The sequence below is a fragment of the Streptomyces sp. NPDC111744 genome, assembly GCF_055634995.1.
Genome location: NZ_JBVKCG010000004.1, coordinates 143,955 through 164,037 on the forward strand (window position 1 = coordinate 143,955; position 20,083 = coordinate 164,037).

At 70.1% G+C, this 20,083-nt stretch carries 21 protein-coding genes, 1 tRNA gene and 2 pseudogenes; 17 read left to right on the forward strand and 7 right to left on the reverse strand.

All coding sequences use genetic code 11. The features are described 5' to 3' along the window. The first annotated feature begins 64 nt into the window (after window positions 1-64). The 9 genes from ACZ7OO_RS10835 (at window position 65) to ACZ7OO_RS10875 (ending at window position 10,150) form a co-directional block, all read left to right on the forward strand. Window positions 65-931 (forward strand): hypothetical protein, encoded by an 867-nt coding sequence (locus tag ACZ7OO_RS10835; protein ID WP_471503639.1) that lies wholly within the window; start codon window positions 65-67, stop codon window positions 929-931. A 144-nt stretch (window positions 932-1,075) separates the two neighbouring features. Next, entirely contained in the window at window positions 1,076-1,810 is a 735-nt protein-coding gene (locus ACZ7OO_RS10840; protein WP_471503641.1) for a YcnI family copper-binding membrane protein, read from the forward strand. A gap of 127 nt (window positions 1,811-1,937) precedes the next feature. Further along, window positions 1,938-2,591, forward strand: coding sequence for an SCO family protein (locus ACZ7OO_RS10845; RefSeq protein WP_471503643.1), 654 nt, complete (start codon window positions 1,938-1,940; stop codon window positions 2,589-2,591). A 77-nt stretch (window positions 2,592-2,668) separates the two neighbouring features. Continuing rightward, entirely contained in the window at window positions 2,669-3,109 is a 441-nt protein-coding gene (locus ACZ7OO_RS10850; RefSeq protein ID WP_471504242.1) for a copper chaperone PCu(A)C, read from the forward strand. A 14-nt stretch (window positions 3,110-3,123) separates the two neighbouring features. Then, window positions 3,124-5,130: a copper resistance CopC/CopD family protein gene (locus tag ACZ7OO_RS10855; protein ID WP_471503645.1), complete on the forward strand. Its 2,007-nt coding sequence runs from the start codon at window positions 3,124-3,126 to the stop codon at window positions 5,128-5,130. An 8-nt stretch (window positions 5,131-5,138) separates the two neighbouring features. Continuing rightward, the gene (gene efeB, locus ACZ7OO_RS10860; protein ID WP_471503647.1) at window positions 5,139-6,422 is read left to right on the forward strand and encodes an iron uptake transporter deferrochelatase/peroxidase subunit; all 1,284 of its coding nucleotides are present in this window, start codon (window positions 5,139-5,141) and stop codon (window positions 6,420-6,422) included. 192 nt (window positions 6,423-6,614) lie between these two features. Continuing rightward, entirely contained in the window at window positions 6,615-7,550 is a 936-nt protein-coding gene (gene pheA / locus ACZ7OO_RS10865) for a prephenate dehydratase (protein ID WP_352222513.1), read from the forward strand. Between the two features lie 528 nt (window positions 7,551-8,078). After that, complete coding sequence (serS, locus tag ACZ7OO_RS10870; RefSeq protein ID WP_471503649.1) at window positions 8,079-9,356, forward strand: serine--tRNA ligase; 1,278 nt, start codon at window positions 8,079-8,081, stop codon at window positions 9,354-9,356. Then, window positions 9,353-10,150: an HAD family hydrolase gene (locus ACZ7OO_RS10875; protein ID WP_471503651.1), complete on the forward strand. Its 798-nt coding sequence runs from the start codon at window positions 9,353-9,355 to the stop codon at window positions 10,148-10,150. The genes serS and ACZ7OO_RS10875 overlap by 4 nt, the downstream gene beginning before the upstream one ends. A 47-nt stretch (window positions 10,151-10,197) precedes the next feature. Here ACZ7OO_RS10875 and ACZ7OO_RS10880 read toward each other — a convergent pair. After that, a tRNA-OTHER gene (locus tag ACZ7OO_RS10880) sits at window positions 10,198-10,303 on the reverse strand. 112 nt (window positions 10,304-10,415) lie between these two features. Here ACZ7OO_RS10880 and ACZ7OO_RS10885 point away from each other — a divergent pair. Continuing rightward, a complete protein-coding gene (locus ACZ7OO_RS10885) occupies window positions 10,416-10,595 on the forward strand; it encodes a hypothetical protein (protein ID WP_471504272.1) in 180 nt (59 codons plus the stop codon). Here the strand turns inward: ACZ7OO_RS10885 and ACZ7OO_RS10890 are convergent. The 5 genes from ACZ7OO_RS10890 to ACZ7OO_RS10910 all read right to left on the reverse strand — a co-directional run bounded on the left by ACZ7OO_RS10890 (window position 10,520) and on the right by ACZ7OO_RS10910 (window position 14,314). Beyond that, a complete protein-coding gene (locus tag ACZ7OO_RS10890) occupies window positions 10,520-10,732 on the reverse strand; it encodes an SGM_3592 family protein (protein WP_471503653.1) in 213 nt (70 codons plus the stop codon). The genes ACZ7OO_RS10885 and ACZ7OO_RS10890 overlap by 76 nt on opposite strands. 80 nt (window positions 10,733-10,812) lie before the next feature. After that, window positions 10,813-11,532 carry an ABC transporter permease gene (locus ACZ7OO_RS10895; RefSeq protein ID WP_351695747.1) on the reverse strand — a complete coding sequence of 240 codons (720 nt, stop codon included), beginning with the start codon at window positions 11,530-11,532 and terminating at the stop codon, window positions 10,813-10,815. Window positions 11,533-11,542: 10 nt separating this feature from the next. Further along, window positions 11,543-12,454: an ABC transporter ATP-binding protein gene (locus tag ACZ7OO_RS10900; RefSeq protein ID WP_471503655.1), complete on the reverse strand. Its 912-nt coding sequence runs from the start codon at window positions 12,452-12,454 to the stop codon at window positions 11,543-11,545. After that, window positions 12,451-13,359 (reverse strand): ABC transporter permease subunit, encoded by a 909-nt coding sequence (locus ACZ7OO_RS10905; protein WP_471503657.1) that lies wholly within the window; start codon window positions 13,357-13,359, stop codon window positions 12,451-12,453. The genes ACZ7OO_RS10900 and ACZ7OO_RS10905 overlap by 4 nt, the downstream gene beginning before the upstream one ends. Then, the gene (locus tag ACZ7OO_RS10910) at window positions 13,349-14,314 is read right to left on the reverse strand and encodes an ABC transporter ATP-binding protein (protein WP_471504244.1); all 966 of its coding nucleotides are present in this window, start codon (window positions 14,312-14,314) and stop codon (window positions 13,349-13,351) included. The genes ACZ7OO_RS10905 and ACZ7OO_RS10910 overlap by 11 nt, the downstream gene beginning before the upstream one ends. Window positions 14,315-14,539: 225 nt before the next feature. Here ACZ7OO_RS10910 and ACZ7OO_RS10915 point away from each other — a divergent pair, with 225 nt between their 5' ends. The 5 genes and pseudogenes from ACZ7OO_RS10915 to ACZ7OO_RS10935 form a co-directional block, all read left to right on the forward strand. After that, window positions 14,540-15,388, forward strand: coding sequence for a M24 family metallopeptidase (locus ACZ7OO_RS10915; protein WP_471503659.1), 849 nt, complete (start codon window positions 14,540-14,542; stop codon window positions 15,386-15,388). A 20-nt stretch (window positions 15,389-15,408) separates the two neighbouring features. Further along, window positions 15,409-17,169 (forward strand): SDR family oxidoreductase, encoded by a 1,761-nt coding sequence (locus ACZ7OO_RS10920; protein ID WP_471504246.1) that lies wholly within the window; start codon window positions 15,409-15,411, stop codon window positions 17,167-17,169. After that, window positions 17,166-18,116, forward strand: a complete 951-nt coding sequence (locus tag ACZ7OO_RS10925; RefSeq protein ID WP_471503661.1) for a MerR family transcriptional regulator — start codon at window positions 17,166-17,168, stop codon at window positions 18,114-18,116. Before ACZ7OO_RS10920 ends, ACZ7OO_RS10925 begins: the two co-directional genes overlap by 4 nt. A gap of 121 nt (window positions 18,117-18,237) precedes the next feature. Then, the gene (locus ACZ7OO_RS10930; protein WP_471503663.1) at window positions 18,238-18,825 is read left to right on the forward strand and encodes an RNA 2'-phosphotransferase; all 588 of its coding nucleotides are present in this window, start codon (window positions 18,238-18,240) and stop codon (window positions 18,823-18,825) included. A gap of 138 nt (window positions 18,826-18,963) precedes the next feature. Beyond that, window positions 18,964-19,207: pseudogene (locus ACZ7OO_RS10935) on the forward strand (LLM class flavin-dependent oxidoreductase); the annotation flags it as partial. Between the two features lie 51 nt (window positions 19,208-19,258). On the opposite strand, the pseudogene ACZ7OO_RS10940 reads toward ACZ7OO_RS10935, so the two are convergent. Continuing rightward, window positions 19,259-19,408 (reverse strand): annotated as a pseudogene (locus ACZ7OO_RS10940) (DNA-binding protein); the annotation flags it as partial. On the opposite strand from ACZ7OO_RS10940, the gene ACZ7OO_RS10945 reads away from it, so the two are divergent. After that, window positions 19,343-19,849, forward strand: a complete 507-nt coding sequence (locus ACZ7OO_RS10945; protein ID WP_471504248.1) for an SWIM zinc finger family protein — start codon at window positions 19,343-19,345, stop codon at window positions 19,847-19,849. The pseudogene ACZ7OO_RS10940 and the gene ACZ7OO_RS10945 sit on opposite strands and share 66 nt — an antisense overlap. A 29-nt stretch (window positions 19,850-19,878) precedes the next feature. Beyond that, on the forward strand, window positions 19,879-20,079 hold the full coding sequence (locus tag ACZ7OO_RS10950) for a hypothetical protein (RefSeq protein ID WP_471503665.1): 201 nt from the start codon (window positions 19,879-19,881) through the stop codon (window positions 20,077-20,079). Window positions 20,080-20,083 lie beyond the last annotated feature (4 nt).

Below are 20,083 nucleotides of genomic sequence, written 5' to 3' on the forward strand. Positions count from 1 at the left end.
CTGTAACCGAATCTGTGGACCTGCCGTATGGGGGGTGGGGGCCCAGTGCGATGATGAGCGCGCCATGAACGCCCCCCACCCGCGCACGGCGCGCACCGGAAGCGGACTGCGGCTCCTGCGGGCCGCGGTGTTCGCCGCGCTCTGCGTCGTACTGGCCGCGGCGGGGCACACCCTGGCCTCCTGCGCGACCGTTCCGCTGTGGACTCTCGGCGCGGGCTTCCTGGGCACCCTGGCACTCGCCGCCCCGCTCACCGGGCGGGCCCGCACACTGCCAGGGATCGTGGCACTGCTCGCGGTCCTGCAGACGGTGCTGCACACGCTGTTCGGGCTCGGTCAGCACGGCGGCGGGGCGATGTCGGCCGACTCGATGTCCGGCTCGATGTCCGGTTACATGTCGATGTCGTCGCTGTCTTCCCTCTCGGCGACTGATGCCTCGCTGGTCGAGCGGGCCGCGCGGCTGGTGTGCGGGGCCGGGGCGGCGCAGATCAGCCCCGCCCACGCGTACAAGATCCTCTCCGACGCGCATCTCAGCACCACCGGTTCGGCCGCCGGCCTGAGCGGGACGGCCCAGGCGACGGACGCCACCGGGGCCTCCGGCTGGCTGCTGCCCTCCGTGCCCATGCTGCTCGGACACGTCCTCGCGGCCGTGGTGGCCGGATGGCTGCTGCGCCGGGGCGACCTGGCGTTGCTGCGGCTGATCGAGCTGTCGGCGCACGGGGTCGCGGAGGGGGCGCTCGTCCGTTCTCTGCGCGGGGCGCTCGCGCTGGCGTGCGCACTGTGCGCCGGGCTCATGGCCGTACCGGAGGCGCCCGCTCACGGCCGTCGCGGCACCTGGACCGAACCGCCCGCGCCGCACACCGTCGCACTCCAGCACTCCGTGATCCGGCGCGGGCCGCCCATGGCCGCCGCCCCACTCCTTCTCGCCGCCTGACGCGACGCGACCTCAGCACTCCCCTGGATCTGTCCGGATCGGGAGGGGCCGGCCGCCGTCGTGCGGCACGCGCGCGTGCGCTTCCCACTGCCCGCGCGACCCCCTCAAACGACAGAACTCACTCAGAGTGGAGTGCTCCCTGCCATGAAGGTTTCTCGTATCGCCGCCGTCGCCGCCGTCGCGGGCACGGCCGTCCTGGCCGTCTCCTCACCCGCGTTCGCACACGTCACCGTGCAGCCCGAGGGCGCCGCCGCCAAGGGCGGTTACACGGTCATCGACTTCAAGGTCCCCAACGAACGCGACAATGCCTCGACCACCAAGCTCGAGGTCAGCTTCCCCACCGACCACCCGCTGGCCTCCGTGATGCCGCAGCCGATGGCCGGCTGGAAGATCGAGGTCACCAAGTCCAAGCTGGCCAAGCCGATGGACATGCACGGCGAGAAGATCGACGAGGCGGTCACCAAGGTCACCTGGACCGCCGAGGACAAGGGGATCGAGCCGGGCTACTTCCAGAAGTTCCCGCTCTCCGTGGGCGCCCTGCCCGAGGACACCGACGAACTGGTCTTCAAGGCGATCCAGACGTACTCCAACAAGGAGGTCGTCCGCTGGATCGAGGTCCAGCAGAAGGGCCAGGCGGAGCCCGAGAACCCGGCCCCGGCCCTCGCGCTGTCCGCCGCCACCCACGACGAGCACGGGAGCACCGCCGCCGAGGACACCGCGGCCAAGACCGAGACCACGGCCTCCGACGGCTCCGACTCCTCCGGCGGCAGTGACACCACCGCCCGCGTCCTCGGCGTCGTCGGCATCGTCGTCGGCGCGGCCGGGGTCGCCTACGGCGTCCTCGCGGGCCGCCGCCGGTCCACCGGCTCCAAGGCCTGAACTCCCCGTCCGTAGCGCACAGGGGGCCGTGCGAGGCTGTCGGGGCTCCGACAGCACGGGTACAGCCCGGGCAGCCCTCGTACGCCCCCGGTGCGCGCCGGATCACTCACATCTGGGACATTTTCCTATGCGCAAGAAGACGTTCGCCGCGGCCGCGCTGCTCGCCGCCGCCACCCTGACCCTCTCCGCCTGCGGCAGCGGCGACGACGGCAAGTCACCCGTCACCGTGGTCGCCGGGGACACCTCGAACAAGGCCGCGACCATTCTGGACCAGCCGTTCGAGAAGCCGGATCTGGTGCTCACCGACACCCACGGCGCGAAGTACGACCTGCGCGCCGAGACCAAGGGCAGGCCGACGCTCGTCTACTTCGGCTACACGCACTGCCCCGACGTCTGCCCGCTGACCATGAACAACCTCGCGGTCGCCAAGAAGGCGCTGTCCAAGGCCGACCAGGCCAAGCTGCGGGTCGTGTTCGTCACCACCGACCCCGCCCGCGACACCCCGGCCGAACTCGGCAAGTGGCTCAAGGGCATCGACTCCCAGTTCATCGGCCTGACCGGCGACTTCTCCACCATCCAGGCCGGCGCCCGCACCCTCGGCATCTCCATCGAGCCGACCCACAAGGACAAGAAGACCGGCAAGACCGTCTCGGTGCACGGCACCCAGGTCATCGCCTTCTCACCGAAGACCGACGGCGGTTACGTCCTCTACGGCGAGGACGCCACCGTCGACGACTACACCAAGGACCTCCCCAAGCTGATCAAGGGGGAGAACCCGTGAGGCGTCCGGCCCCGACCCGGCCGGCCCTGAGCCTCCCGGCGCCGACCGGGCGGCGGCTCGCCCTGACCGGCGTGGCCATGACCGGCGCCGCGGTGGCGACGGCGCTGGCCCTGGCGGGCTGCGGCTCCTCGGGCTCCTCGTCGGATGCGCAGCTGTCCGTCGGCGCCTCCTACATGCCCCAGCCGGTCTCCGCCGACATGGCCGCCGGATTCCTGACGATCACCAACATGGGTGGGACGAAGGACGAGCTGACGTCCGTCACCAGCGACTCCGCCGGTGCGGTCACCATGCACGAGACCGACGGCGGGGCGATGAAGGAGGTCAACTCATTCGAGGTGCCCGCGCACGGTCAACTCGTCTTCAAAAGCGGTGGCAACCACCTGATGTTCGAGAACCTGAAGCACCGCCCGGAACAGGGCGACACGATCACCCTGAAGCTCAAGTTTGCCAAATCCGGCCCCCTCACCATCGAGATGCCGGTGAAGTCCGCCACGTACAACCCGTCGACCGGACACTGAGGGAGGGACCGACCTTGACGCGGACCATCACCCCCCGCCTGCGCACGCTGGTGCTGCTGTTCCTCGCCGTCACCGGCGCGCTGCTGGCCGGCGCCGGGCCGGCCTCCGCGCATGCCGCGCTGCTCGGCAGCGACCCCTCCCAGGGGGTGGTGGTCCCGAAGGCACCCGACCAGGTCTCGCTCACGTTCTCCGAGAACGTGTCGATGAACAGCAACTCGATCCGGGTCCTCGACCCCCAGGGCAAACGGGTCGACCTGGCCAAGCCGGACAACCTGACCGGGACGACCTACGGAGTACAGCTCAAGAGCGGGCTGGGCAAGGGCACCTACACCGTCGCCTGGCAGGTCGTCTCGGCGGACAGCCACCCCGTCGCCGGCGCCTACACCTTCTCCGTCGGGGCGCCCTCCAGGACCGTCGCCTCGGTCGGGGAGCAGGACGCCGGCGGCGGAGTCGTCGGCTGGCTCTACGGCTTCGGGCGGTACATGTCATACGCCGGGTACATCGTGCTCGTCGGCGGCGCCGCCTTCGTCCTCGCCTGCTGGCAGCGCGGCTCCGGAGTACAGGCCCTGCAGCGGCTGGTCGTCGGCGGCTGGCTGACGCTCACCGCGTCCACTCTCTGGCTGCTGCTCCTGCGCGGCTCCTACAGCACATCCGGCAGCGTCGGCGACATCTTCGACCTCAACCTGCTCGGCCAGGTCCTCCAGACCAAGACCGGCGCGGCCCTGGTCTCCCGGCTGCTGCTGCTCGCGGCCGCCGCGCTGTTCATCGCCGTCCTCTTCGGGGCCTACGACAAGCGGGAGGAGGTCGCGGAAAAGCGGGACCTCACCTTCGGGCTCGCCATCGGCGGGACCGTCGTGGCCGCCGGGCTCGCCGCGAGCTGGGCCATGGCCGAGCACGCCTCCACCGGACTCCAGCCGGGCATCGCGATGCCGGTCGACGTCATCCATCTGCTCGCCGTCGCCACCTGGCTGGGCGGCCTGACCGCTCTGCTGGTCGCCCTCTACCGGGCGCCCGCGGACACGCCTGTCGGGTCCGATGCCGTACACCGCTTCTCCAGCGTGGCCTTCGGAAGCGTGGTGGCGCTGGTCGCCACCGGGATCTACCAGTCCTGGCGCCAGCTCGGCTCGTGGTCGGCGTTCACCGACACCGCCTACGGACAGCTGCTGCTGGTCAAGATCGCGCTGGTGGCACTGCTCGTCGGTATCGCGTCCATCTCGCGGCGGTGGACGGGACGGCTCGCGGACACGGCGGTGACGGAGGAAGTGGCCGAGGCGAAGGAGAAGAAGGAGACCGTCAAGGCGTCCGCCGCCGCCGCGAAGAAGGTGTCCGCCACGTCCGGCACGTCGAGCACGTCCGGCGCGTCCGGCGCGTCCGGCGACAAGGACTCCGGCAAGGGGGCGTCCGGCGGGAAGGTATACGGCAAGGGCACCGGGCGCGCCGCCCAACTGGCCCGGCAGCAGGCCGCGAAGGACGCCGCCCGGCAGAAACGTGTCCGGGACGCCGACCCCAACCGCTTCGGCCTGCGCCGCTCGGTGCTCGCCGAGACCGGGGTCGCCGTCGCCCTGCTCGCGGTCACGACCGTGCTGACGCAGACCGAACCCGGCCGCACCGAGCAGGACGCCAAGGCCACCGCCTCGGCGACGTCCTCCTCCTCGTCCTCGGCATCGAACTCGTCCTCGGGCGCGCTGACCCTCGACATGTCCTTCGACACCGGCGGCAAGGACGGCAAGGGCGTCGTCCGCGTCGACCTCGACCCCGCGGCCGTGGGCAGCAACGAGATGCACGTCTACGTCCAGCGCCCCAACGGCCGGGCCTTCGACATCCCCGAGGTGAAGGTCGCCTTCACCCTCGCCGCCAAGAAGATCGGGCCGCTTCCCGTCGCCCCCGACCATGTCACCACCGGCCACTGGGCCGCCAACGGAGTGCAGATCCCCATGGCCGGCGACTGGCAGATCGCCGTGACCGTGCGCACCTCCGACATCGACCAGGTGACCGTCTCCAAGAACGCGCAGATCGGCTGAACCGCACCATGGCTGAACCGTCCCAGTCCCTCCGTCCACCGGTCACCGAGGAGAGCCCGTCGGCTCCCCCGGCCGAAGGCGTCAGCCGGCGCGCGCTGCTCGGCACCGCCGGCGCCACCGGATTCGTACTCGGCGCGGCGGGCGCGGGCATCGGCTACGTGGCCGCGCCCGCACAGGCCACTCCGCTCAGCTCGGTCGGCTCCGACCGGGCGATGTTTCACGGGAAACATCAGCCCGGCATCACCGAGGGCCTCCAGGCACGCGGCCATCTCGTCGCCTTCGACCTGGCGGCGGGCGCGGGGCGGAAGGAGGCCGCCGCGCTGCTGCGTCGCTGGTCGACGACGGCCGAGCGGCTGATGGCGGGCGAGGCGATGACGCAGAACGACACGGATGTGGCCCGCGATGCCGGTCCCTCGTCGCTGACGATCACCTTCGGCTTCGGCAACAGCTTCTTCGCCCGCACGGGCCTGGAGAAGCAGCGCCCGTCCGCCCTGGACCCCCTGCCCGACTTCTCCTCCGACCACCTCGACAAGTCGCGCAGCAACGGGGACCTGTGGGTGCAGATCGGCGCCGACGACGCCCTGGTCGCCTTCCACGCGCTGCGCGCCATCCAGAAGGACGCCGGCAGCGCGGCCAAGGTCCGCTGGCAGATGAACGGCTTCAACCGCACCCCGGGCGCCACCGCCCACCCCATGACGGCCCGCAACCTCATGGGCCAGCTGGACGGCACCCGCAACCCGAAGCCGACGGACTCGGACTTCGACCAGCGGATCTTCGTTCCGGCGAGCGGTTCCCACGACCCCGCGTGGATGGCGAACGGCTCCTACGCCGTCGTACGCCGGATCCGCATGCTGCTCGACGACTGGGAGAAGCTCTCGATCGCCGCCCAGGAGAACGTGATCGGGCGCAGGAAGTCCAACGGAGCGCCCCTGTCCGGAGGCACCGAGACGACGGCCATGGACCTGGAGAAGACCAGGTCCGACGGCGACTACGTCGTCCCGATCAACGCCCACGCCCGGATCACCCGGCCCGACCAGAACGGGGGCGCGGCCATCCTGCGGCGCCCGTTCTCCTACCACGACGGCATCGACGCCGACGGGACGCCGGACGCGGGGCTGCTCTTCGTCTGCTGGCAGGCGGATCCGCTGCGCGGGTTCGTGCCGGTGCAACGGAAGCTGGACCGCGGGGACGCGCTCTCGCAGTACATCCGGCACGAGGCGAGCGGACTGTTCGCGGTGCCGGGCGGGGCGGCCGACGGGGAGTACGTGGGGCAGCGGCTGCTGGAGGGCTGAGACCCGAGAGCCGGGGCCCGGCAGTTTCGCGTAGTGGATTCCGCGGGCGTGCGGTGGGTTTCCCGCGGTGACCGCGTTACCGCAGTGGTTTCTGAACACTATTGGTGCCTTTCCGGGTTTCAAACCACCCGGTCGAGTGGATCCGATGAGACACGTGAGCCCCGCTCCCTTGCGCCCATTAGGGTGAGGGACATGCCAGCGAGCTATGCGTATCTCGGTCCCGAAGGCACCTTCACCGAAGTCGCCCTGCGCACCCTTCCGGAGGCGGCCACCCGGGAGCTGATCCCCTATGTCTCCGTGCAGTCCGCGCTGGACGCGGTGCGGGGCGGCGAGGCCGAGGCCGCGTTCGTGCCGATCGAGAACTCCGTCGAGGGCGGGGTCACCACGACCCTCGACGAGCTGGTCGCGGGCGAGCCCCTGACGATCTACCGCGAGGTGCTGCTGTCGATCACCTTCGCGCTGCTGGTCCGCCCGGGCACCAAGCTCTCCGAGATCAAGACGGTGACCGCGCATCCGGTCGCCCAGCCGCAGGTCCGCAACTGGCTGCGGGCCCATCTCCCCAACGCCGTCTGGGAGTCCGCCGCCTCGAACGCGGACGGCGCCCGGCTGGTCCAGGAGGGCCGCTACGACGCCGCGTTCGCCGGTGAGTTCGCGGCCGAGCGGTACGGCCTTGAGGCCCTGGAGACCGAGATCCACGACGCGAAGAACGCGCAGACCCGGTTCGTCCTGGTCGGCCGTCCGGCCCGGCCCGCGGCCCCGACCGGCGCGGACAAGACCTCGGTCGTGCTCTGGCAGAACGACGACCATCCCGGCGGGCTGCGCGATCTGCTCGGCGAGTTCGCCACCCGGGGCATCAACCTGATGCTGCTGCAGTCCCGGCCCACCGGCGCCGGCATCGGCAACTACTGCTTCTGCATCGACGCCGAAGGTCACATCTCCGACCGCCGGGTGGCGGAGGCACTGATGGGGCTGAAGCGGATCTGCCGCCAGGTGCGGTTCCTCGGCTCGTACCCGCGGGCGGACATCAAGCCGGGCGAGACCGCGGGGCCGACACGGCCGGGGACGTCGGACGAGGAGTTCATGGCGGCGTCGGACTGGGTGGCGCGCTGCCAGGACGGCCGTTTCTAACCGGCCATACGTTCCTATCTTCGTTATCCACAGGAGTTATCCACAGGTCCGCAACTCGACCTGGGGACAAGTCGACACCGACATCCGACTCTGTCGACAAATCGGCCTACGGTCCACAGATGGGGCGGTGATCACTCATCACCCTTCGTCCACTCGTTTCCCACGGTTCATCTCTTGGAGCGGCGCCTTTCCACTCGAAAGTGGGCGTTGCCCCGGTTTGGGCGGGGAATTCCTCTCTTCGCACACCGACTCCGGAGTGATCAATTCCGAAGTCCACACCTCATCCACACAGCCTGTGGATAACTCTCGCGAGGGTGTGGATTCCTGTGGACAACCGAGCCCCCAAGTCCCGCTCCCCACAAGGAAATCCTGTCAACCAGGAGCCGCTCGCATGCCCCGTCCCGGGGAGTGAGACACTTTTTATTGACACGCTTGGCAATTCCCCCATAACGGAACGTAAGCCGCGATTCGGAACACGGGGCGATAGTGATTCGTGGGGGACAACCCCGCACCGGTAGCCTTGGCTCCGTGATTGACCTTCGCCTGCTCCGTGAGGACCCCGACCGTGTGCGCGCGTCCCAGCGCGCCCGTGGAGAGGACGTCGCGCTCGTCGACTCCCTCCTCTCCGCCGACGAGCGGCGCAGGTCCTCCGGCGTCCGCTTCGACGAGCTGCGCAACGAGCAGAAGCAGCTCGGCAAGCTCATCCCCAAGGCCGCCGGCGGCGAGAAGGCCGAGCTGCTGAAGAAGGCCGAGCAGCTGAAGGCCGACGTCAAGGCCGCCGACGCCGAGCGCGACGCGGCCGACGCCGAGGCCCATGAGCTGCTGCTCAGGCTCGGTAACCTCGTCCACCCCGACGTGCCCGTCGGCGGCGAGGAGGACTTCGTCACCCTGGAGACGCACGGCACGATCCGCGACTTCGGCGCCGAGGGCTTCGAGCCCAAGGACCACCTGGAGCTCGGCCAGCTGCTCGGCGCGATCGACGTCGAGCGCGGCGCAAAGGTGTCCGGCTCCCGCTTCTACTTCCTGACCGGTGTCGGCGCTCTCCTGGAGCTGGCGCTGGTCAACGCGGCGATCGCGCAGGCCACGGAGGCCGGCTTCACGCCGATGCTGACCCCGGCTCTGGTCCGGCCCCAGTCCATGGCGGGCACCGGCTTCCTCGGCCAGGCCGCCCAGGACGTCTACCACCTGGACAAGGACGACCTCTACCTGGTCGGCACGTCCGAGGTGCCCCTCGCCGCGTACCACATGGACGAGATCATCGACGCCGAGCGGCTCCCGCTGCGCTACGCCGGCTTCTCGCCCTGCTTCCGCCGCGAGGCCGGTTCGCACGGCAAGGACACGAAGGGCATCTTCCGCGTCCACCAGTTCGACAAGGTGGAGATGTTCTCCTATGTCGCCCCCGAGGACTCGGAGGCGGAGCACCAGCGTCTGCTGGCCTGGGAGAAGCAGTGGCTGACCTCGCTGGAGCTGCCGTTCCGCGTGATCGACGTCGCCTCCGGTGACCTCGGCGCGTCGGCCGCCCGTAAGTTCGACTGCGAGGCGTGGATCCCGACGCAGGGCAAGTACCGCGAGCTGACGTCGACGTCGGACTGTACCGAGTTCCAGTCCCGCCGGCTGTCGATCCGGCTCCGCGACGGCAAGCAGGTCAAGCCGCTGGCCACGCTGAACGGCACGCTGTGCGCCGTGCCCCGCACGATCGTGGCGATCCTGGAGAACCACCAGCTGGCCGACGGTTCGGTCCGGGTCCCCGAGGTGCTGCGCCCGTATCTGGGCGGCCGGGAGGTCCTGGAGCCGGTGTCCCGGTGAGCTTCCCCTACGGGCTGATCGCCACCGACCTCGACGGAACGCTGCTCGGCTCTGGCGAGTCGATCTCGCAGCGCACCCGTGACGCGCTCGCCGCGGCCACCGCGGCGGGCGCCGCCCATATCGTCGTCACCGGCCGCGCCGTCCCCTGGACCCGGCCCATCCTCGACGACCTCGGCTACCACGGCCTCGCCGTGTGCGGTCAGGGGGCGCAGGTGTACGACGCCGGGTCCCACCGCCTGCTGACGTCCGTGACACTGGACCGCCAGCTGGCCGGGGTCGCCCTGGCGAAGATCGAGGCCGAGGTCGGCCCGCTGTACCTCGCCGCGAGCCGCGACGGCCTCGACGGCGACGTGCTGGTGGGGCCGGGGTACGCGGTGACAGGGAAGCTACCGTCGACGCCGTTCACGGACGCGGTGGATCTCTGGGCGGCTCCGCTGAACAAGATCTACATCCAGCATCCCGAGCTCTCCGACGACGAGCTGGCCGAGGTGGCCCGTCAGGCGGCCGGCGGTTTCGTCACGGTGGCCATGGCGGGCGCCGGAATCGTGGAGCTCCTGCCGCTGGGACTGTCGAAGGCGACGGGCCTGTCGCTGGCCGCGCGCCGGCTGGGCCTGAAGGCCGCCGACACGATCGCCTTCGGCGACATGCCCAACGACATCCCGATGTTCGCCTGGGCTGCTCGGGGCGTGGCCATGGCCAACGCTCATGCCGAGCTGAAGGCCGTGGCGGACGAGGTGACGGCCTCCAACGAGGAGGACGGGATCGCTGTGGTGCTGGAACGTCTGCTGGGCTGAGCCCCGGCGTTCGCTGCGGCTTCGGCCGAGGCGTCTTCAACGCATTGCGGAGGATGCACGGATCGAACGTGCGCGGGCTTTCCAGGCCCGACCACGACTTGCCTCGAATCAAGCACAGCGCAAGCCGGTGCCTTACCACTCGGCCAATCCTCCGGGTGGGCGGCCCACGCGAGAGCGACATCGCGTGCTCGAAGCGGCCGCCCCGGGCAGCTACATCGCGGTTTGCCGCGGGCTGCCCTGAAGGGAGCGGGACGTACTGTCGTGCATGGACATCGTCCGGCTCCTCTCCCGGTTCATGGGCCCGGTTCATGGGCCGACACGACAACTGTGCCTGTTCGCCGAGTTGGAAGCCACCGAATTAAAAGACGCCTACCGACGCCACCACCGGCGCCGCACCTTGCTGAAGAACCACCCGGCGGGCGGCTCGTCCGACCGCCACGGCTGAGGTTCCGGCGACTTGGCCCGCCACTTCGCAGCCAGCATCCGCGCCCGCGCGGACGGCTCCGAAGTCCCCGCGGACCGTATGAAGTCCTCGTCCAGGACAAGCCCGTCCCAGTCCCCGTCTCCGAAACCCTCAGACATCCCGCGCCTCCTACGCAGTACACCCGGCTTTGTCCAGTGTGCCCGGACAGAGGTGAAGCCCCCGTCAATAAGCCGGGCGTCTACTCCTCGCCCGCCAGCGTCAGCGAGCGCAGCTTCTGGCCGGCGTACCAGGTCGCCAGGACGGTCACCGCGATCAGCAGAACCGTGGCCGTCGCCAGTGACACGTCGGATGTGACCAGCTCGCCGCCGGTCACCTTGTGGGCGACCGCCAGGGACCACTGCTGGACGCTCAGCGTGCGCGCGCCCGGGACGAGGGAGCCGAACAGGGCCTCCCAGACCAGCGCGTAGACGAGCCCGAAGACCACCGCGTGCCGGGACACCGTGCCCAGCAGCAGGAAGAGCGCCGCGTAGGCGATCGACGCGACCAGTGCGGCCACCGTGTAGGCGACGGCGATCTGCTGGCCGTTGCCGTTGAGGATGAAGCCCGCGATCAGTGTCGGCAGGGCCGAGAAGACCATCGTCACGGCGATGGCCACGATCAGCTTGGTGAGGATGATCGTCGGCCGTTTGATCGGCTTGGACAGCAGGTACACCACCGAGCCGTCGTCGATCTCCGGGCCGATCGCACCCGTGCCGGCGATGACGCCGATGATCGGCACCATGGTCGCGAGCGCGAGGCCGCCGAGCAGGTCGGAGGCCGTCTGGTCGTCGGCGCCTGCTAGGCCGCGGACGACGACGGAGATCGCGATGAGCAGCAGGGGCAGCGCCCCCAGGATGAGAGCCCGGCGGCGGCCGAGCAGGGCTCGATAAGTGAGCCGGGCGACTGTGGGGTCGTACATCTTCGGCCTCCTACGCCGTGACCAGATACGAGAACACGGATTCGAGGGACTCGTCGGACGGCGAGACCGTGAGCAGCCGGATGCCGTGGTCGCGGGCGACCCTCGGCAGCAGGGCGGTGAAGCGGCCGAAGTCGACGGCCTGGATGCGCAGCGCGCCCTCGGTGAGGTCGACTTCGATGCCCGAGGTCGACGGGTCGGCGATCAGTGCGGCCGCGAGGGCGCGGTCGTCGCTGGAGCGGATCAGGTAGCGGTGCGGGCGGTCGGTCATCAGCCGGCGGATCCTGCGGAAGTCGCCGCTGGCCGCGTGCCGTCCGGCGACCACGACCTCGATGTGCCAGGCGAGTTGTTCGACCTCTTCGAGGATGTGCGAGGAGAACAGCACCGTGCGGCCGTCGTCGCCCATCTTCCGCAGCAGGTCCATCAGCTGCATCCGCTGGCGCGGGTCCATGCCGTTGAAGGGCTCGTCGAGGAGGAGCAGGGAGGGGTCGTGGACCAGGGCGGACGCCATCTTCACGCGCTGGCGCATGCCCTTGGAGTACGTCGAGATCTTGCGGTCCTGCGCGTACTCCATCTCGACCGTGGCGAGGGCCTTCTGGGCGGCCTTGGCGCCTAGGCCGTGCAACTCGGCGTTGGCGACGACGAATTCGCGGCCGGTGAGGAAGTCGTACATCGCCTCGCGTTCGGGGACGATGCCGATGTGCTTGTAGATGCCCTCGTTGCGCCAGACCGGCTGACCGTCGAGGGTGACCGTCCCGGTGGAGGAGGCCAGGAAGCCGCCCATCATGTTGATGAGGGTGGACTTGCCGGCGCCGTTGGGGCCGAGGAGGCCGGTGACGCCGGGGCCGATGGTCATGGTGATGTCGTTGACGGCGACCACGTTGCCGAACCAGCGGGAGACGTGGTCGATGGAGAGCGTGGTCACAGTCCCACCTTCTTGTAGCGGCGCACCAGCAGGCCGTAGCACGCGGCGATCAGGCCCAGGACGACCAGGACGTACACAGCGCCCTCGCCGTGGGACGGGCCGATCCCGCCCGGGAAGGCGGAGCTGCCGCCCAGGAACGCGGACTGCACGCCGTCGATCAGCGTGACCGGGGAGAACAGGCCGATCCAGGGGACGGCGCTGCCGCTGCCCTGGGCGTCGGCGATGGCCTGGAGGGTGGAGACGGCACCGTAGGAGATGGTCAGCACGGCGATCACGGCGGCGATACCGAAGCCGCGGCGTGGCGTGACCGACGCGATGACCAGGCCGATTCCGGCGAACAGGAGCGAGAGCAGGGCCACGGCGACCAGTCCCTGGGCGAATTCCTTGGTCTGGTGGGCGAAGCCCATCTTGGAGAGCAGGGCACCCACATACATCACGACCAGCGGGGCGCCGGTCAGGATGAACATCGCCGAGGCCAGGGCCGCGAACTTGGCCTGGACGTAGTCGGCGGTCTCGATGGGCCGCGAGAAGTACAGCGGGATGGTCTTGAAGCGCAGGTCGCGCGAGACGGCCTGCGGTGCCTGCGAGGCGACGTACAGGCTGATGACGGCCTGCATGATGATCGCGTACCGCGTGTAGGACACCGGGAGTTCGTGCGCCTTGGTGGCGACGGCGACGGCCACCATGATGGCCGCGGGCACGCACATCACCGCGAACAGCAGCATCGGCAGCACCTTGGACTTCACCGAGCGGCCGAGGCCGTAGGAGCCGCGCAGGGACTGTGAGTAGAGGGAACGGCGGGCGTAGGCGCGGCCCAGGCGCGGGCCGTCGTAGCCGCGGTAGCCGATGTCGTGGATACGGGACTGGTCACCCGCGGGGGTGGCCAGGGGCTGCTCAACCGCCATGGACGGCCGCCTCCTTCCGCTGCTCGTCGCTGCTGGTGAAGACCTCGGAGATGTGGTGCCTGCGCTGCTCCATGCGGACCAGGCCGAGACCGAGGTCGGCGACGACGTCACGCACCAGGTCGTACGTCTCCTCGCCCTGGGCGGTGAGCAGCAGGATGTGGCCGGCGCCGGGGAGGCCGCCGCCCTCGTGGTCCGTCTCCACCCCGCGCGCGTGCAGCGCGTCACGCACCGCGCGGGTGCCGTCGGGGTGCTCTTCGCTGTCGGTGACCTCGATCGCGAGGGTGGTCGTGGACTGGGTGAAGTCGGTGGTGGAGCTGGAGCGCAGCAGCTTGCCGCCGTCGACGACGACCACGTGGTCGCAGGTGCGCTCCAGTTCGCCGAGCAGGTGCGAGGTGACCAGGACCGAGATGCCGAAGTCGGTGTGGATACGGCGGATCAGGCCGAGCATCTCGTCACGGCCGACCGGGTCGAGGCCGTTGGTGGGCTCGTCCAGGAAGACCAGCTGCGGGTCGTGCACCAGCGCCTGGGCGAGCTTCACACGCTGCTTCATGCCGGTCGAGTAGCCGCCGATGGGGCGGTACCGCTCCTCGTAGAGCCCGACATGGCGCAGGGTGTCGGCGGTGCGCTCGCGTGCGGCGGCGGGCGGCAGGCCGGACATGCGGGCCATGTGCACGACGAACTCGGTGGCCGAGACGTCGGGCGGCAGGCAGTCGTGCTCCGGCATATAGCCCACCCGCTCGCGGATGGCGGCACCCTTGGTCGCCACGTCGAGGCCGAGCACCTCGGCCCGGCCCTCGGTAGCGGGGGCTAGACCCAGCAGGATCTTGATCAGGGTGGACTTGCCGGCGCCGTTGGCTCCGACGAGTCCGGTCACACCGGGTCCGATGTCCACGGACAGCCGGTCGAGCGCGGTCACCCGGGGGAACCGCTTGCTCAGGCTTTCGGTCGCGATCACAGTCACGTCATCGAAGGTAGTGATGCGGACCACGGAGGTCGTCAGACCCGAGAGCCGTCTTCGCATCACTCTCGAGTATTACGGGACCCTAGGGGATCCCCTGCCTGAGAGCTACGCGGAGTTGTCCACAGGCCTTGCACCTCCTATTGACGTCGCCTCTAACAACTGTCACATTCGCCAGTGTCAAGTTACGGACGCGTACCGCAGTCGATGGGGACGGGGCGGATGACGACAGTGCAGGACGTACTCTCCGAACGCGCCACGGAGCTCCAGGGTTTCCGGCGGGTGCAGCGACTCTCGTACGCATGCGCGGAGGCGGTCGCGGCCCGGCTGGAGCCCGGGATCACCGAGCGCGAGGCGGCCCGGATGCAGCGCGCGTGGCTCCGCGCGCGTGGCGTACGGGACTGGTTCCACCTCCCCTTCGCCTGGTTCGGCGACCGCACCGCGTTCACGGACTTCCGCATACCGCTCCAGTTCTTCCCGACCGACCGCCGGCTCGCGCCCGGAATGCCGTTCATCCTGGACCTGGCCCCGGTGTACGACGGCTACACGGCCGACATCGGCTACTCGGGCTCCCTCGGGATCAACCCCGTACAGGACCGGCTGATGGCCGACCTGGAGGCACACCGGCAGCTGATCCTGCGCGAGGTGCGCGAGCGGCGCCCGCTGCGCGAGATCTACGAGGACGTGGACCGCCTCATGGTCCGCCAGGGCTACGCCAACCGGCACCGCGCGTACCCGTTCGGCGTGATCGCCCACAAGGTGGACCGGGTGAAGCAGCACCGCTGGTCACCTCATCTCTTCGGGTTCGGCACCCAGTCCCTGAAGGGCCTGGCGGCCGACGCCCTGCACGGCCACCGCGAGGGCTGGTCGCCCCTGTGGTCTCCGTACCGCTTCTCCGACCACCCGCCCCGGCCGGGCCTGTGGGCGGTCGAACCGCACCTCGGCTTCCGGGGCACAGGAGCCAAGTTCGAGGAGATCCTCGTGGTCACCGACTCCCGGGACCCCGAGCAGAGCGCCTTCTGGCTGGACGACGATCTGCCGCACGTGCGGCGCTGGGCGGAGGACAAGTGACGGAGCTGGGCGGCGGACAGGTGACGGCACTGAAGGGCGCGCGCGAGCGCCGGGTGCGCGCCGGCGGCATCGAACTGTGCGTGGCGGAACTGGGCGATCCGGCACAGCCGACGGTCGTCCTCGTCCACGGCTACCCGGACAGCAAGGAGGTCTGGTCCGAGGTCGCGCCCCGCCTCGCCGAGCGCTTCCACGTCGTGCTGTACGACGTCCGGGGCCACGGCCGCTCGACCGCACCGCAACCGCTGCGCGGCGGCTTCACACTGGCCAAACTGACCGACGACTTCCTGGCGGTGATCGACGCGGTCAGCCCGGACCGCCCGGTCCACCTCGTCGGCCACGACTGGGGCTCGGTGCAGTCCTGGGAGTTCGTCACGGTGGCGCGTACGGAGGGCCGTATCGCCTCCTTCACCTCGATGTCCGGGCCGTCCCTCGACCACTTCGGCCACTGGATCAACGCGCGCGTGAAGCGCCCGACCCCCCGCCGGGTGGGACAGCTCCTCGGCCAGGGCGCCAAGTCCTGGTACGTGTACCTGCTGCACACCCCCGTCGTCCCCGAACTGGCCTGGCGCGGCCCGCTCGGCAAGGCCTGGCCGAGGCTCCTCCAGCGGGCCGAGAGGCTCCCCGCCGGGGACTACCCGACCGCCTCCCTCCCTTCCGACGCGGCGCACGGCGCCTGGCTGTACCGCGACAACGTAAGGCCCCGGCTGCGCCGCCCACGCGAGGACGCGTACGCGCACGCGCCCGTGCAGCTCATCACGCCCCTGGGCGACGCGTTCCTCTCCGAGCGGCTGTACGACGACCTGGAACGCTGGGCACCGCAGCTGACCCGCCGCACCCTGCCCGACAAGCACTGGATCCCCCGTACCCGGCCGGACCAGGTGGCGGCCTGGATCGAGGAGTTCGTGATCTCCGTCGAGGGCGGCCGGGGCACCGAGCCGAAGCGAGCGGACCGCCACGCCCAGCGGTTCGCGGGACAGTTGGTCCTGATCACCGGCGCGGGCAGCGGCATCGGCCGGGCCACGGCTTTCGCGTTCGCGGAGGCGGGCGCGCGCGTGGTGGCCGTGGACCGGGACGCGGAGGCCGCCGCCCGCACCGCCGAGCTGTCCCGGCTGGTCGGAGCGGCGGACGCCTGGGCCGAGACGGCCGACGTCTCCGACGAGCAGGCCATGGAGAAGCTCGCCGAGCGGGTCCACCGGGAGCACGGGGTCCTGGACGTGCTGGTCAACAACGCGGGCATCGGCCTGTCGGGCTCGTTCCTCACGACGACCGCGGAGGACTGGCGCAAGGTCCTGGACGTCAACCTCTGGGGCGTGATCCACGGCTGCCGCCTGTTCGGCGCGCGGATGGCGGAACGCGGCCAGGGCGGCCATATCGTGAACGTCGCGTCGGCTGCCGCGTACCAGCCTTCGCGGGCGTTGCCGGCCTACAGCACCTCCAAGGCGGCGGTCCTGATGCTGTCCGAGTGCCTGCGCGCCGAACTCGCCGCTCAGCGCATCGGCGTGACCGCGATCTGCCCCGGCTTCATCAACACCAACATCACGTCGACGGCCCGCTTCACCGGAGTCGACGAGGAGGAGCAACGGCGCAGGCAGAAGCGCTCGGCCCGCCTGTACGGGATGCGGAACTACCCGCCGGAGAAGGTCGCTTCAGCGATTCTGGAGGCGGTGGAGCACAACAGGGCGGTGGTACCCGTGACCCCGGAGGCGCGGGGGGCACGGTTGCTGTCGCGGGTGGCGCCGGGGGTGCTGAGGCGGATCGCACGGATGGAGCCGAGGCTGTGACGGCCGACCCACCACCCCAAAAGACGTACCGCATCGAAGACCTGGCCCACCGTTCCCGAACCACCGTCCGAACCATCCGCGCCTACCAGGACAAAGGTCTCCTCCCCCGCCCGGAGCGCCAGGGCCGCGCCAACCTCTACTCCGACGCCCATCTCACCCGCCTCCACCAGATCGCCGACCTCCTCGCCCGCGGTTACACCCTGGCCTCCATCAAGGAACTCCTCGAAGCCTGGGACACCGGCCGCGGCCTGGCCGGCGTCCTCGGCCTCGTCACCGAGGCCGAGGGCCCCTGGACCGACGAGGAACCGGCCCGCCTCTCCCGCGCCGACCTGGACGCCCGCTTCGGCGGCACCCCCGACGACACGGCCGTGGCCGAGGCGGTGGAACTGGGCATACTGGAACCGGTCGCGGGCGACCCCGACTCCTTCCTCGTCCCGAGCCCCCAAGAGCTGGCGGTGGCAGCCGAGTTGCACGCGGCCGGGGTACCGCTCACCGCGATCTCTGACCACCTGCGGGAGTTGAGGTTCCAGGTCGAGCACATAGCCTCCCGTTTCCTGGAGTTCACCACCGAGCACGTCTTCGCCCGCTATCTCGACGACCCACACCACCGCAGCGACGCGAAAGCAGTCGAAGCGGCCTCCCTCGTACGACGTCTGCGCCCCCTCGCCCAGCAGACCGTGGACGCCGAACTGGCCCGGGCCATGCGTCTGTTCGCGACCCGCGAAGTACGCAGGCAACTTGGTGCCGGAGAACAGCCGAAGAACCGGGAGGAGACGCGTACCGTGCCTCTCCCCGCCGACGCAATCCAGGCCGTACGACGCCTCGTTGGCCCGGACCACATAGCCGAGTTCATCACCCTGGCAGCCGAACGGGAGGTGCGGGCACGCCACTTGGATGCTCTCGCCGCACATCACGTCTCTATTAACGATCTTGACGAAACACCCTGAATCGCCCAGCAGTTGTCCACAGTCCAGCCAATTGGCCTGTGGATAACCGCACTTGGTTGTGGATCAAACCTCCGGCAGAAAATATCTGCGTGATCCGTGTCTCTCCCGGCACGCTGGTGGTGTGAACGACAAACCGAACATCGGACAGAACGACAAAGTGCGGGACGAGCGGCGGACCGTGAAGGTGTCGAAGTACCTCTCGAAACACCTGCGCCACCAGCCCGAACGCATCGGCCTCACGCTCGACGAGGCCGGCTGGGTGGAGATCGACACACTGCTCGCGGCGGCAGCGGCGCACGGCTTCCCGGTCACCCGCGAGGAACTCGACCATGTCGTCGCCGCCAACGACAAGCAGCGCTTCGCGATCGAAGGCCCCCGGATCCGCGCCAGCCAGGGCCACAGTATCGACGTCGAACTCGGACTGCCGCCGGCGACCCCGCCGCCGTACCTCTACCACGGGACTGTGGCACGGAACCTGGACGCGATCCGGACGGCGGGTCTCCGCCCGATGAGCAGGCACGATGTGCATCTGTCGGCTGACCGCGAGACCGCGACCCGGGTCGGTGCCCGGCGCGGCCGCCCGGTCGTGCTGTCGGTCGACGCGGGCGCGATGCACAGCGCCGGCCATGTCTTCCACATCAGTGCGAACGGGGTGTGGCTGACGAAGGCGGTACCGCCGGAATACCTGCGGTTCCCCGAGCCGCACTGACCCCCACTGACCCCCTGCACGATGACTGGTTCGGACCAGAGCCTTCCGCAGTGGGGGGCGCCTCGTCAGGGCGTGGCTGAGCGGCCGCGTAGGTGACCGTTTCGTCCGTTGTCAGTGAGGCCCCTTGGTCTCGGACGCATGAGTCTGCCTCTGAGCACCGTGATCCTGCCGTAGCGCCGCTGGAGCGAGGGCGGTCGTGCCGCGTGGACGCGGGCCGAGGAGCTGGGCTTCCACACCGCGTACACCTACGACCACCTGTCGTGGCGAAGTTTCCGGGACGGCACGTGTTCGGTGCGATTCCGACGCTGACCGCCGCCGCGTCCGTCACGGACGGGTGCGTCTGGGCACGCTCGTCACCTCAGTCAAGGCTTTCTCACCTGTCGCAGCCTGACTTGCGAGGATTTCCTTCGGTCAGCTGTCGCAGCTGCCCCTCTCAGATGCCGATGAGCCGGACACGGTCGCCACACAACCGGGCCATCTCGTCGACGTCGGAGGTCAGCACGACTACTGGGCCCGGCTGACGCAGGGCCACCTCGGCCACGGTCGCGTCGATCGCGTACTTCTCGACCCCGAGTGCTCCTGCCCCGACTCGGGCCATCCCTGCAAACACGCCGCCGCGCTCTGCTACGCCATCGCCGCCACCATCGACGACGACCCGTTCGTGCTGTTCGCTCTGCGGGGTCGCGGACGGGACGACGTCCTCGCAGAACTGCGCGCACGCCGGACAGCGGGCCGGACCACCGACGCCCCGCCCGCTCCGGCCGGCGCCTACGCCGCCTGGACCGCCCTGGCCGAGCACGCCCCGGGGTGGCCCGGACTGCCCGACCTGCCCGGACCATCCGCCCACGCCGCCGCGCTGCCGGTCCCCACCGGCGGGCAGCGGTCTCGTCGGCGCGGACCTGGAGCGCCTGATGACCGATGTCTCAGCACGCGCGGCACGGCTGCTGTCGGGCGACGCCACCACCCTGCACCTGACCCGGCACCAGGACGCCGTACACATCGCCGCGAGCGGCCCCGGCCCTGAGTGGTTCCACCACCACGGCCCTCGCCGAGATGACCGACACCCCCGTCCGCCTCAGGGCCTGGCGCCACCGTCTCGCCCTCCCCGACCACGGCGTCCAGCTGCGCCTGGGGCCCGACGCCCGCTGGTACCCCTACCTCCAGGAGAACGACAGCGAATGGTGGCCGGCTGCACCGGCCGACACCGACCCCGTTACCGCGCTCACCGCAATCTGGCAGCGCGCCGGGATGTAGTACA

Excerpts from the sequence above, each read along its gene's own strand:
- ACZ7OO_RS10835 (WP_471503639.1), top strand. The coding sequence starts at position 65 with ATGAACGCCCCCCACCCGCGCACGGCGCGCACCGGAAGCGGACTGCGG.
- pheA (WP_352222513.1), top strand. The coding sequence starts at position 6,615 with ATGCCAGCGAGCTATGCGTATCTCGGTCCCGAAGGCACCTTCACCGAA.
- ACZ7OO_RS10950 (WP_471503665.1), top strand. The coding sequence starts at position 19,879 with ATGACCGACACCCCCGTCCGCCTCAGGGCCTGGCGCCACCGTCTCGCC.
- ACZ7OO_RS10840 (WP_471503641.1), top strand. The coding sequence starts at position 1,076 with ATGAAGGTTTCTCGTATCGCCGCCGTCGCCGCCGTCGCGGGCACGGCC.
- ACZ7OO_RS10905 (WP_471503657.1), bottom strand. The coding sequence starts at position 13,359 with ATGGCGGTTGAGCAGCCCCTGGCCACCCCCGCGGGTGACCAGTCCCGT.
- ACZ7OO_RS10850 (WP_471504242.1), top strand. The coding sequence starts at position 2,669 with ATGACCGGCGCCGCGGTGGCGACGGCGCTGGCCCTGGCGGGCTGCGGC.
- ACZ7OO_RS10915 (WP_471503659.1), top strand. The coding sequence starts at position 14,540 with ATGACGACAGTGCAGGACGTACTCTCCGAACGCGCCACGGAGCTCCAG.
- ACZ7OO_RS10890 (WP_471503653.1), bottom strand. The coding sequence starts at position 10,732 with ATGTCTGAGGGTTTCGGAGACGGGGACTGGGACGGGCTTGTCCTGGAC.
- efeB (WP_471503647.1), top strand. The coding sequence starts at position 5,139 with ATGGCTGAACCGTCCCAGTCCCTCCGTCCACCGGTCACCGAGGAGAGC.
- ACZ7OO_RS10895 (WP_351695747.1), bottom strand. The coding sequence starts at position 11,532 with ATGTACGACCCCACAGTCGCCCGGCTCACTTATCGAGCCCTGCTCGGC.
- ACZ7OO_RS10885 (WP_471504272.1), top strand. The coding sequence starts at position 10,416 with ATGGACATCGTCCGGCTCCTCTCCCGGTTCATGGGCCCGGTTCATGGG.
- ACZ7OO_RS10845 (WP_471503643.1), top strand. The coding sequence starts at position 1,938 with ATGCGCAAGAAGACGTTCGCCGCGGCCGCGCTGCTCGCCGCCGCCACC.